Below are 11,491 nucleotides of genomic sequence, written 5' to 3'. Positions count from 1 at the left end.
TCCAGTATAATTTTAGTGCAACTGAAGAAAATACGAGCACCATCACTGTGCATACATATAATTTTAAAATACCAATTTACAAATCTGGTATTATTATGGTTATGTGTCTGTCGTGGCGGTTAACCTAAGGAAGATCAGAACAGTGATTGACATAAACCAGCTGAAAAACCGGCTTGTCGTCTCCTGTCAGCCCGTGACAGACGGGCCGATGGATCATGTTGATATCGTGGTGGCGATGGCAAAAAGCGCTGAGGCGGCAGGTGCCAGCGCGGTACGCATCGAAGGCGTTGAGAACGTTCGACAGGTGGCAAAGAATTTGCATATACCCATCATTGGCATTGTGAAACGCGATCTGGATGATTTTCCTGTGCGTATTACGCCATTTATTGCTGATATTACCGCGCTGGCCGGGGCGGGCGCTGACATTGTGGCTTTCGATGCTACCCGGCGTGCCCGTCCGGTATCGGTGGAAGAACTTTATCAGCACGCTCGCCGGTTAGGGTTGCGGGTTATGGCGGACTGCGCCACGTTAGACGACGGCATCAACGCGGCGGCGCTCGGCTGCGATTTTATCGGCTCAACGCTTTCTGGTTACACTGCGGAAACGGTCGATCAGCCGATGCATCGTCCGGATCTGGAACTGATCGGCGCGCTGGCAAAACGCGGCTGTCGCGTCATGGCTGAAGGACGTATTCGCGAACCGGCTCAGGCGGCAGCAGCATTGCAGGCTGGCGCATTCGCTGTCACCGTCGGCTCGGCCATTACCCGCATAGAGCATATTACCGAGTGGTATCGAAGCGCGCTGGATGACGCGGCGAAAAGAGGATAACACCGATGATCCTGGCCCTGGATATTGGCGGCACCAAGCTTTCTGCGGCATGGATTGAAGATGGCCACTGCGTGGCGCGCCGTCAGATAGCTATGCAGTACAGCGAGGCGGCGTTTTTGACGGCGCTACAAAAACTGACGCGTTCCGACTACCCGGTCGAAAAGGTGGCGGTCGCCACTACCGGCTATCTGCGCGACGGACGCGTGTGGTCGGTGAATTTGAATACTATCCCTTTCTGGAAAGGCTTCCCGCTTGCTGACGTACTGACCCAGCGGTTCAACTGTCCGGTAATTATGCTTAACGATGCGCAGGCGGCGGCGTGGGGAGAATACCTTCCCCGCCGTTCGCGCATCCGCAATCTGCTGTTCATTACGCTCTCCACCGGTGTGGGTGGCGGCCTGATTTGCGACGGAGAATTGCGTTCCGGCCCGCACGGCCTGGCGGGGCACATAGGCCATGCAACCGTCAACGTCTCACCGCTCGATGAAACAGAGAGCCGCTGCGGCTGCGGGCGGCAGGGCTGCCTTGAGCATGTGGCTTCCGGTACGGCTCTGGCACGCCAGGCAACGGCGCTGTTACAGCAACCGCTTGACAGCCGCCAGCTTTTCGCGCTGGCGGCCAGCCATCCGCAGGCAGAGGCCATTTTATTGAATGCAGCGCGGGCAGTGGCGCAGGCTATCGCCGATACGCTAATGCTGGTGGATATTGAAGAGGTGGTCATTGGCGGCAGCGTGGGCATGGCGGACGGTATGCTGTTGCGTATTCAGCAGGCGCTGAATGCCTTTCCGCCGCTGTTTAACCTGCCGGTAACGTCTGCCGCAGGTGGGGCCGATACGGGGTTAATCGGCGTGGCTGACTGGGCGGCGCGGCGGTAAGCGTTTACTCCGACGGCGTGACGTCGCGCTGAAGCTCCACCAAAAAGTCGTAGCTGTCTCCGCGATACCAGGTATGTGTGTATTCAATTGGTCGACCATCTTCCAGATAGCAGTGACGCTCGACGTGTAATGCAGGACTTTGTAACGGCAGTTCCAGAAGCTGGCTGTGCTCACGCGAAAGAGGCTCGGCGCGAATACGTTGCAGTGCACGCACCGGCAGGGTGCCCTGCTGCTGAAACACGGCATACAATGAGTGAGTAATGGCCGCCGGCGAAGGGATAAACTGCTGGGGAATCACGGCAATCTCAACGGCCATTGGCCGCTCGTCAACCGTGCGCAGCCTTTTTAACCGCCATACCAGCGCGCCGGGCGATAAACTGAGCGCAATGATTTCCGACGGCGAAGCCTGAACTAACTCTTTTTCCAGCCAGGTTGCACCAGGCTGATAGCCACGCGACATCATATCTTCACTGAAGCTGGTCAACGATGAGAGTGGTTTTTCAACTCTTCCGGCTACCGTGCTTCGCGCGCCGCGCCGCTGCACAATAATCTGCGCCTGCGCCAGTTCACTCAGCGCGCGCCGAACGGTAACGCGCGACAGACCCAACTGTTCTGACAGTTCGCGTTCGCTGGGAATGGCATAACCTGCTTTTAACTCACCGCTTTTCACCATTTCCCGAAAACCATTTTCCAGGCGCTGGTAAAGCGGCCCTGCGCCGCGATTTGCCTTACCGCAGTGCTGTTTCAGTGTATTAATGATTTTTTTATCCATGCCCATCACATCGGTGATCCACCCGTCAGGCAAGATTACCTGATTTTTACCTGCTTCGCCCGATCTCTGCCGGTTGTCGCAACCGTGAACTTTGCTTATGGCGCGGGGAATTTTTTATAGGTTTGCCGCAGCCGCCAGGCTAAAATGCCCGCTATTTTATTATGGATTACGCTGAGGCTTACTATGCAAACCCTTCCTCCCTGCCCAAAATGCCAGTCTGAATATACCTGGCAGGATGGTGCCATGTTTAACTGCCCGGAGTGCGGACACGTCTGGTCAGAAGAGACTGATGCCGCGTCGGAAGAGGCGCTAATCGTTAAAGACGCCAACGGCAACCTGCTCGCGGATGGCGACAGCGTTACGGTGATCAAAGACCTTAAGGTTAAAGGTAGCTCCACCCCACTTAAGATTGGCACTAAAGTTAAAAGCATTCGTCTGGTTGAAGGCGATCACAATATCGACTGTAAAATCGACGGCTTTGGCCCAATGAAGCTTAAATCAGAGTTTGTGAAAAAAAACTGATTTCTGGCTTGTCCGCAGCTAGTGAACGCCGCCGCAAGGCGGCGTTTTATTTCTTATCTAATCAGGCTTGCTAACGGCTTTCAGCAGGAAGGGCCTATGTTACTGACTGTACTTTATATTATCGGTATTACAGCAGAGGCCATGACCGGCGCGCTGGCCGCCGGCCGTCGTAAAATGGACATGTTCGGCGTGATTATCATCGCTTCCGTTACCGCTATTGGCGGCGGTTCAGTCCGAGATATTCTCCTTGGTCACTACCCTCTCGGCTGGGTGAAAAACCCCGAATACATCATGATCGTTGCCGCTGCGGCAGTTGTTACTACCTGGCTTGCGCCACTGATGCCCCATTTACGCAAAGTATTTCTGGTGTTGGACGCGCTCGGGCTGGTGGTGTTTTCTGTTATCGGCGCCAATGTCGCCCTGGAAATGGGGCACGCCCCACTTATTGCCGCCATCAGTGCGGTCATCACCGGCGTGTTTGGCGGCGTGCTGCGTGATATGTTCTGTAATCGTATTCCTCTTGTATTCCAAAAAGAGCTTTACGCTGGTATCGCGTTTGCCTCCGGGTGGCTCTATATTCTGCTGCTTAAAACGCCTTTTTCTCATGAAGTCATCGTCACTATTACCCTTCTGTTTGGCCTGTTCGCGCGTCTGATAGCGCTGCGGTTCAGGCTCGGTCTGCCAGTTTTCAATTATCCTCATGCGGATCACTAATGAGGGTTAATCAGATTCTCCTGCAAGAATTCGATCAACAGCCGTATTTCCGGGTTGTCTGTAAAGCTGCGGATCTGCTGCGATCTTTTACGCCCGACGCCCGGAAAGGCCTGCCACGCCTGCTCGCTGCGGCTCAGCAAAGTCGACCAGCTGTCGTCACCCATGGCCTTAAGTGCTACTTCCGGAATCGGTACGCCCAGCGCCTTCACCCATCGTTGGAAAGACATCTGCCTGCTCAGAGAAAACTGGTGATAGACCTGCAACGCACGAGAGGGAGTGATTCCTGTATCAATTTGCAGTCGCTCAGGCGTCAGCAGCAACCATGAGAAAAGATGGTCAATCTGACCCGCCTGAATCAGACGCATCCAGAAGCTGCGATTAATACCATGCAAATTAAGAACGTTTTGGCTGCTCAACCAAACCAGCCTGGCGAGAAACTGCTCGCGGCATGCTGGCGTATATCTCAGACAACTTAATGGATGAAAGCGCGTGGTATCCGGCAGATCAACGACCTCGCGGTGCGTCACGCGCCAGATCACGTCATCCAGACGCGGAATTCCCTGCCCTGCCAGACTGAGCGTAACCTGATCCCCGGGCGCAATGTCTCGAGTTTTCCAACGTTGCACAGAACCAACGCTCACCCGGCCCACCAGCTTATCATCCAGCAATATTGGCTCCAGGTTGAGCACCACGCTGATTTTGCCTGTGCGACCTGTAGAAAATTCAACCGAGCGGACGACCGTACTGGCGCTTCGCGGCGTGTATTTCCAGGCAACCGCCCAGTCACCGCCGCCTGGCTGCCAGTAACGTCCTGCGGGCGGCGAGCTGTGTATTACCACACCGTCAGTAACAAAAGGCAGCGGTTCGTTAAACCAGCGCTCACGCCAGTCAGCTACCGCTTCAATCGTCTGTACCGATTTTGTCCAGTCGGCTGCCAGCGTAAAGCCTGCTTCACTCAATTTATTGATTCGCTCACGCATATTCGCCGGGCCATCCGGCCAGGCCCAGACAAATAGCCCCACATCGTTTAGCACTTTGGCAGGTTCACTACGCCGCATTGCGCCTGCAATAATTCCTCGCGCATTGATGCCGCCCTGTATGGCCTGACGGTGGTCGGTCCGCCGGAGGAAGAGTTCGCCCTGTAGTATCAGGGTGGGCTCGCGCAGAGGGATTTGCCGGGGAATAGCAGAAATATATGCGACTTTGTTAGTCCAGTTTTCGCCATGCGCGCCGTCGCCGCGGCTGATGAGCTTTACCAGTTTCCCGGAGTGGTAATGGAGCGTGACCGCCACGCCGTCGATTTTAGGCTGAATCCACAGATCGCGTTTTCCCTCCATCCACTGTGCCACTGCCGCGCGATCGGCGAGCTTACGCACGCCGACGTGCGCCACCGGGTGAAGCACCTTTCCCTCTCCCGACAATGCGGGCTGGCGCAAGGGATTTTCAGGATGGAAACAGCGCTGCCACCCCTGAAAGGTCTGCTGAAGCGCGTCATATTTTTCGTCCTCAGTCTCGCTTTCGCCCTTCTGGTAATAAGCCTCATCCCACGCGTGTAACTGTTGTTCTAAGGCAGCCATCTCCTTTTCTGCACGCGCGGGCGTCCACACCGGGCATTGTGCTTTCAGATAAGGACAAAACAGTATGAAAAACAGCATTAAACTTCGCATCCCTGCGGCCTCTTTTATTCACTTGAGATGATTAAAACGTAGTACGCGCTGGAACGCGAAAGCAAAAATGAAAAACCGGAAGGCGTTACGCAAGGAAAGTGCGTTTACCATGAAAAGCAACATGGCTGCCGCGAGCCACTTCGCAACATCTGATAAAAAAAGCATCAGCATGCTTGAAACGCTGCACCCGCCGCGCCAGCCGTGTATACTGTGCAGGAAACAGACTTCGATTGGCATATCAAGAAAAAATGGCTCAAGGCACGCTTTTTATTGTTTCTGCACCGAGCGGTGCAGGTAAATCCAGCCTGATTCAGGCGCTGCTGAAAACGCAGCCGCTGTATGACACACAGGTTTCTATTTCCCACACCACACGGGAAATGCGGCCCGGTGAACGGCATAGCGAACACTACTACTTCGTCACTCATGATGAATTTCGCGATATGATTCAGGAAGAAGCCTTTCTTGAACATGCCGAAGTGTTTGGCAACTATTACGGCACCTCACGTCGCGCCATTGAGCAGGTTCTGTCCACCGGCGTGGATGTGTTTCTTGATATCGACTGGCAGGGCGCTCAGCAGATCCGTTCAAAAATGCCGCAGGCACGCAGTATTTTTGTTTTGCCGCCGTCAAAGGATGAATTAGACCGTCGCCTGCGTGGCCGCGGTCAGGACAGCGAAGAGGTTATTCGCCGCCGCATGGCGCAGGCCGTGGCGGAGATGAGCCACTTTGCAGAATATGATTACCTTATTGTGAATGATGATTTTGATCTGGCGCTGTCAGATTTAAAAACCATCATTCGAGCCGAGCGCCTGCGTATGGGACGTCAAAAATCCCGGCATGATGCGCTGATCGGCAAACTATTGGCAGACTGAAAACAACTCAGTATGATGCCCAGTCATTTCTTCACCCGTGGAGTATCACAATTATGGCACGCGTAACCGTACAGGACGCAGTAGAAAAAATTGGTAACCGTTTTGACCTCGTTCTGGTAGCTGCTCGCCGTGCGCGTCAGATGCAGGTGGGTGGGAAAGATGCGCTGGTTCCCGAAGAAAACGACAAATCAACCGTTATCGCGCTGCGCGAAATCGAAGAAGGTTTGATCACTAACCAGATTCTGGACGTACGCGACCGTCAGGAACAGCAAGAGCAGGAAGCCGCTGAAATTCAGGCCGTTACCGCTATCGCTGAAGGCCGCCGTTAATCCTTAGCACGAAGGCGCGCCCTTGTATCTGTTTGAAAGCCTTAATCAGCTGATTGAAAAATACTTGCCTGAGGAGCAGATAAAGCGCCTCAAGCAGGCCTACCTTGTCGCACGTGATGCCCACGAGGGGCAGACGCGCTCCAGCGGTGAGCCTTATATCACCCATCCGGTTGCCGTCGCCAGTATCCTTGCGGAAATGAAGCTCGACTGTGAAACGCTCATGGCCGCGCTTCTGCATGATGTGATTGAAGATACCCCTGCTACCTATCAGGACATGGAACAGCTTTTTGGTAAAAGCGTTGCCGAACTGGTCGAAGGCGTTTCTAAGCTCGATAAACTGAAGTTTCGCGACAAAAAAGAAGCGCAGGCGGAAAACTTCCGCAAGATGATTATGGCGATGGTGCAGGATATCCGTGTCATCCTTATCAAGCTGGCGGATCGGACGCACAATATGCGTACGCTTGGCGCGTTGCGACCGGACAAGCGCCGTCGTATCGCGTTAGAAACGCTGGAGATTTACAGCCCGCTGGCCCATCGTCTGGGTATTCATCACCTCAAGACCGAGCTGGAAGAGCTGGGTTTTGAAGCGCTTTATCCCAATCGTTACCGCGTTATTAAAGAAGTGGTGAAAGCCGCGCGCGGCAACCGTAAAGAGATGATCCAAAAAATCCTCTCTGAAATCGACGGCCGTTTGCAGGAGGCGGGGATCCCCTGTCGCGTTAGCGGTAGGGAGAAACATCTCTACTCTATCTACTGCAAAATGCACCTGAAAGAGCAGCGCTTTCATTCAATTATGGATATTTACGCTTTTCGGGTCATCGTAAGCGATGTGGATACCTGCTATCGCGTGCTGGGTCAGATGCACAGCCTTTATAAGCCGCGTCCGGGCCGCGTTAAAGACTATATTGCCATTCCCAAAGCCAACGGCTATCAGTCGCTCCATACATCAATGATTGGCCCCCACGGCGTACCGGTTGAAGTTCAGATCCGCACGGAAGATATGGATCAGATGGCGGAAATGGGCGTGGCGGCGCACTGGGCTTATAAAGAGCAGGGCGAGAGCGGCACTACCGCGCAGATCCGGGCTCAGCGCTGGCTGCAAAGCCTGCTGGAACTTCAGCAAAGCGCCGGAAGCTCCTTTGAATTTATTGAGAGCGTTAAATCCGATCTGTTTCCGGATGAGATTTACGTTTTCACCCCCGAAGGCCGCATCGTCGAGCTGCCTGCCGGCGCCACGCCGGTGGACTTTGCCTACGCGGTGCACACCGATATCGGGCATGCCTGCGTCGGCGCACGCGTCGATCGCCAACCTTACCCGCTCTCGCAGCCGTTAACCAGCGGGCAAACCATTGAAGTGATCACCGCGCCGGGCGCGCGCCCCAACGCGGCATGGCTCAACTTCGTGGTCAGTTCGAAAGCGCGCGCCAAAATTCGCCAGCTGTTGAAAAACCTTAAGCGCGACGACTCGGTTAGTCTGGGGCGCCGTCTGCTCAACCATGCGCTTGGCGGCAGCCGCAAGCTGGCAGAAATTCCACCGGAAAATATTCAGCACGAGCTGGCGCGCATGAAGCTGGCGACGCTGGACGATCTGCTGGCAGAGATCGGCCTCGGCAACGCGATGAGCGTCGTTATTGCGAAAAATCTGCAACAGAGCGACGTAGAGGCGCAGCTTTCACCGTCGTCGTCCCGCAGCAAGCTGCCGATAAAAGGCGCCGACGGCGTGCTGATCACCTTTGCCAAATGCTGTCGTCCCATCCCCGGCGACCCGATTGTCGCTCATGTCAGTCCTGGTAAGGGGCTGGTGGTGCATCACGAATCCTGCCGTAACATTCGTGGCTATCAAAAAGAGCCAGAGAAGTTTATGGCCGTCGAATGGGATAAAGTGACCGAACAGGAGTTCGTGGCGGAGATCAAGGTGGACATGTTTAACCATCAGGGTGCGCTGGCTAACCTGACGGCGGCAATTAACACTGCGGGCTCTAATATTCAGAGCCTGAATACGGAAGAGAAAGACGGCCGCGTTTACAGCGCCTTCATCCGTCTGACCGCCCGCGATCGCGTCCATCTGGCGAATATTATGCGCAAAATTCGCGTAATGCCGGATGTGATAAAAGTTCATCGTAATCGTAATTAGCGCATGAACGCCCAACGCTTTGCGCGCATCCTTGAAATGCTGGCCGCCCGCCAGCATGACCTCACCGTCTGCATGGAGCAGGTGCACAAACCTCACAATGTTTCCGCCGTTATTCGTACGGCGGATGCCGTTGGCGTTCATCAGGTGCACGCGGTCTGGCCCGGAAGCCGAATGCGCACGCGGGCTTCCTCGGCGGCGGGCAGCAACAGCTGGGTAGAGGTCAAAACGCACCGCTGCATTGAAGATGCCGCCGGTTTTTTTAAAAACCAAAACATGCAGATTCTGGCAACGCATCTCTCTGATAAAGCCGTCGATTTTCGCGAAATTGATTATACCCGCCCTACCTGCATCCTTCTTGGTCAGGAAAAATTTGGTATTACTCCTCGGGCGCTTGAGCTGGCCGATCGTGAAATTGTGATCCCCATGGTGGGCATGGTGCAGTCCCTTAACGTCTCCGTGGCCTGCGCGCTGATTTTGTACGAAGCCCAGCGCCAACGGCAAAATGCAGGCATGTATCAACGCCAGACCAGCACGCTGCCGCGCGATGAGCAGCAGCGCCTGCTATTTGAGGGAGGCTATCCGGTTCTGGCGCGCGTGGCCAAACACAAAGGGCTACCACGACCAGAAATCAGCGATACAGGCGAAGTCATCGCCGACGCTGACTGGTGGGCGACAATGCAGTCGTCGGTGCGAAAAAAATGAACGGCCGCCTGCTGGATGCCGTGCCGCTGACGTCGCTTTCCGGCGTTGGCGCAAGTCAGGCAGCAAAGCTGGCGAAGCTGGGGCTGGCCACCGTTCAGGATCTGTTATTACACCTGCCGCTGCGCTATGAAGATCGCACCCGCCTCTACACCATCAACGATTTGCTGCCTGACGTTTATGCCACCGTTGAAGGTGAAGTGCTGCACAGCGATATCTCTTTTGGTCGCCGCCGCATGCTGACCTGTCAGATAAGTGACGGCAGCGGCATTCTGACGTTACGCTTTTTCAATTTCAATGCGGGAATGAAAAACAGCCTCTCTCCGGGCCGCCGCGTCATCGCCTGGGGTGAAATCAAGCGCGGCCAGCGCGGTGCTGAAATTATCCATCCTGAATATCGCGTGCAGGATGACAACAGCACGCCTGAACTACAGGAGACGCTGACGCCCGTCTATCCCACCACGGAAGGCATTCGGCAGGCGACGCTGCGTAATCTTACCGATCAGGCGCTTGTGCTGTTAGAAACCTGCGCCATTGCCGAACTGCTGCCGCCTGAGATGAGTCGCGGCATGATAAGCCTGCCGGAGGCGCTGCGTACGCTTCATCGTCCGCCGCCGGATATCGCGCTGCCCGATCTCGAAGGCGGAAAACATCCCGCACAGCGACGGCTGATTATGGAAGAGCTACTTGCGCATAACCTCAGTATGCTTGCCGTTCGCGCTGGCGCGCAGCGTTATCACGCGCTGCCGATGAGTGCGCGCAACGATCTGAGCGACAAACTATTAGCTTCCCTTCCTTTCCGCCCCACCGGCGCGCAGTCCCGCGTGGTACGTGAAATCGAAGAGGATTTAGCCCATGACTATCCAATGATGCGTCTGGTTCAGGGTGATGTGGGTTCAGGCAAGACGCTGGTTGCGGCCCTGGCCGCCCTGAAAGTCATTGCCTGGGGTAAGCAGGTGGCGCTGATGGCGCCCACCGAACTGCTGGCGGAACAGCATGCCAATAACTTCCGCCAGTGGTTTGCGCCGTTAGGACTTGAGGTGGGCTGGCTTGCCGGTAAGCAGAAAGGTAAGGCGCGACAGGCACAGCAGGAGGCGATCGCATCAGGGCGGGTGTCGATGATCGTTGGCACCCATGCCATTTTTCAGGAACAGGTGCAGTTTAACGGCCTGGCGCTGGTGATAATTGATGAACAGCACCGCTTTGGCGTGCATCAGCGTCTGGCGCTGTGGGAGAAAGGTGAAGAGCAGGGTTTTCATCCGCACCAGTTGATCATGACCGCCACGCCTATCCCTCGCACGCTGGCAATGACCGCCTATGCCGATCTGGATACGTCAACCATTGACGAACTGCCGCCGGGCCGCACGCCGGTGACCACCGTGGCCATTCCCGATACGCGGCGGGGAGAAATTATCGATCGGGTGAAAAGCGCCTGTGGCGCAGGCCGCCAGGCCTATTGGGTTTGTACGCTGATTGAAGAGTCTGAACAGCTTGAGGCGCAGGCCGCAGAAGCCACCCGGGAAGAGCTTAAGCTCGCGCTCCCTGAACTTCAGGTTGGATTAGTGCACGGCCGCATGAAACCTGCCGAGAAACAGGCGGTCATGCAGGCCTTTAAGGCAGGTGAAATGCATCTGCTGGTGGCAACCACGGTGATTGAAGTGGGTGTTGATGTCCCAAACGCCAGCCTGATGATTATTGAGAACCCGGAGCGCCTTGGACTGGCGCAGCTCCATCAGCTACGAGGCCGCGTGGGGCGTGGTTCCGTCGCATCGCATTGCGTATTGCTGTATAAGGCGCCGTTGAGCAAAACCGCGCAAAAACGTCTTCAGGTGCTCCGCGACAGTAACGACGGATTTGTTATCGCGCAATGCGATTTGGAAATCCGCGGCCCCGGCGAGCTGTTGGGCACGCGTCAGACCGGTAGCGCCGCTTTTCGCGTGGCCGATCTGCTGCGCGATGCGGCGATGATCCCTGAAGTGCAGCGCGTGGCGCGTCATATTCACCAGCGCTACCCTGAGCAGGCGCAGGCGCTAATTGAGCGCTGGCTACCGGAAACCGAACGCTATACCAATGCCTGA

At 55.6% G+C, this 11,491-nt stretch carries 11 protein-coding genes; 9 read left to right on the top strand and 2 right to left on the bottom strand.

Going from position 1 to position 11,491, the window contains the following annotated elements; all coding sequences use genetic code 11:
- The first annotated feature begins 133 nt into the window (after positions 1-133).
- Positions 134-829, top strand: a complete 696-nt coding sequence (locus GS12_RS00855) for an N-acetylmannosamine-6-phosphate 2-epimerase (protein ID WP_052118314.1) — start codon at positions 134-136, stop codon at positions 827-829.
- 5 nt (positions 830-834) lie between these two features.
- Positions 835-1,704 (top strand): ROK family protein, encoded by an 870-nt coding sequence (locus GS12_RS00850; RefSeq protein WP_034943140.1) that lies wholly within the window; start codon positions 835-837, stop codon positions 1,702-1,704.
- Positions 1,705-1,708: 4 nt separating this feature from the next.
- Here the strand turns inward: GS12_RS00850 and GS12_RS00845 are convergent, their stop codons facing one another.
- Complete coding sequence (locus tag GS12_RS00845; RefSeq protein ID WP_034943138.1) at positions 1,709-2,482, bottom strand: GntR family transcriptional regulator; 774 nt, start codon at positions 2,480-2,482, stop codon at positions 1,709-1,711.
- A gap of 177 nt (positions 2,483-2,659) precedes the next feature.
- On the opposite strand from GS12_RS00845, the gene GS12_RS00840 reads away from it, so the two are divergent.
- The gene (locus GS12_RS00840) at positions 2,660-2,998 is read left to right on the top strand and encodes a zinc ribbon domain-containing protein YjdM (protein ID WP_034918342.1); all 339 of its coding nucleotides are present in this window, start codon (positions 2,660-2,662) and stop codon (positions 2,996-2,998) included.
- A 96-nt stretch (positions 2,999-3,094) separates the two neighbouring features.
- Complete coding sequence (locus GS12_RS00835) at positions 3,095-3,712, top strand: trimeric intracellular cation channel family protein (RefSeq protein ID WP_034918340.1); 618 nt, start codon at positions 3,095-3,097, stop codon at positions 3,710-3,712.
- Here the strand turns inward: GS12_RS00835 and ligB are convergent.
- Positions 3,709-5,367 (bottom strand): NAD-dependent DNA ligase LigB, encoded by a 1,659-nt coding sequence (gene ligB, locus GS12_RS00830; RefSeq protein ID WP_326929844.1) that lies wholly within the window; start codon positions 5,365-5,367, stop codon positions 3,709-3,711. The two genes, GS12_RS00835 and ligB, sit on opposite strands and share 4 nt — an antisense overlap.
- A gap of 260 nt (positions 5,368-5,627) precedes the next feature.
- Between ligB and gmk the strand changes: the two genes are divergently transcribed.
- The 5 genes from gmk to recG are packed head-to-tail and all read left to right on the top strand — an operon-like array spanning position 5,628 to position 11,491.
- On the top strand, positions 5,628-6,251 hold the full coding sequence (gene gmk / locus GS12_RS00820) for a guanylate kinase (protein ID WP_034918334.1): 624 nt from the start codon (positions 5,628-5,630) through the stop codon (positions 6,249-6,251).
- A gap of 53 nt (positions 6,252-6,304) precedes the next feature.
- Positions 6,305-6,580, top strand: a complete 276-nt coding sequence (gene rpoZ / locus GS12_RS00815) for a DNA-directed RNA polymerase subunit omega (protein WP_034918331.1) — start codon at positions 6,305-6,307, stop codon at positions 6,578-6,580.
- A gap of 22 nt (positions 6,581-6,602) precedes the next feature.
- Positions 6,603-8,714, top strand: a complete 2,112-nt coding sequence (gene spoT, locus GS12_RS00810; protein ID WP_034943132.1) for a bifunctional GTP diphosphokinase/guanosine-3',5'-bis pyrophosphate 3'-pyrophosphohydrolase — start codon at positions 6,603-6,605, stop codon at positions 8,712-8,714.
- Positions 8,715-8,717: 3 nt separating this feature from the next.
- On the top strand, positions 8,718-9,416 hold the full coding sequence (gene trmH / locus GS12_RS00805) for a tRNA (guanosine(18)-2'-O)-methyltransferase TrmH (protein ID WP_034918325.1): 699 nt from the start codon (positions 8,718-8,720) through the stop codon (positions 9,414-9,416).
- The gene (gene recG / locus GS12_RS00800) at positions 9,413-11,491 is read left to right on the top strand and encodes an ATP-dependent DNA helicase RecG (protein WP_034943262.1); all 2,079 of its coding nucleotides are present in this window, start codon (positions 9,413-9,415) and stop codon (positions 11,489-11,491) included. The genes trmH and recG overlap by 4 nt, the downstream gene beginning before the upstream one ends.

The organism is Erwinia oleae (genome assembly GCF_000770305.1).
In the GTDB taxonomy this organism is placed as follows: Bacteria; Pseudomonadota; Gammaproteobacteria; order Enterobacterales; family Enterobacteriaceae; genus Erwinia; species Erwinia oleae.
This window is presented reverse-complemented; position numbering and strand designations above follow the sequence as displayed.

Bases quoted from the DNA above. Each gene is read 5' to 3' on its own strand.
- GS12_RS00850 (WP_034943140.1), top strand. From the start codon at position 835: ATGATCCTGGCCCTGGATATTGGCGGCACCAAGCTTTCTGCGGCATGG.
- GS12_RS00845 (WP_034943138.1), bottom strand. From the start codon at position 2,482: ATGGGCATGGATAAAAAAATCATTAATACACTGAAACAGCACTGCGGT.
- GS12_RS00840 (WP_034918342.1), top strand. From the start codon at position 2,660: ATGCAAACCCTTCCTCCCTGCCCAAAATGCCAGTCTGAATATACCTGG.
- GS12_RS00835 (WP_034918340.1), top strand. From the start codon at position 3,095: ATGTTACTGACTGTACTTTATATTATCGGTATTACAGCAGAGGCCATG.
- ligB (WP_326929844.1), bottom strand. From the start codon at position 5,367: ATGCTGTTTTTCATACTGTTTTGTCCTTATCTGAAAGCACAATGCCCG.
- gmk (WP_034918334.1), top strand. From the start codon at position 5,628: ATGGCTCAAGGCACGCTTTTTATTGTTTCTGCACCGAGCGGTGCAGGT.
- rpoZ (WP_034918331.1), top strand. From the start codon at position 6,305: ATGGCACGCGTAACCGTACAGGACGCAGTAGAAAAAATTGGTAACCGT.
- trmH (WP_034918325.1), top strand. From the start codon at position 8,718: ATGAACGCCCAACGCTTTGCGCGCATCCTTGAAATGCTGGCCGCCCGC.
- recG (WP_034943262.1), top strand. From the start codon at position 9,413: ATGAACGGCCGCCTGCTGGATGCCGTGCCGCTGACGTCGCTTTCCGGC.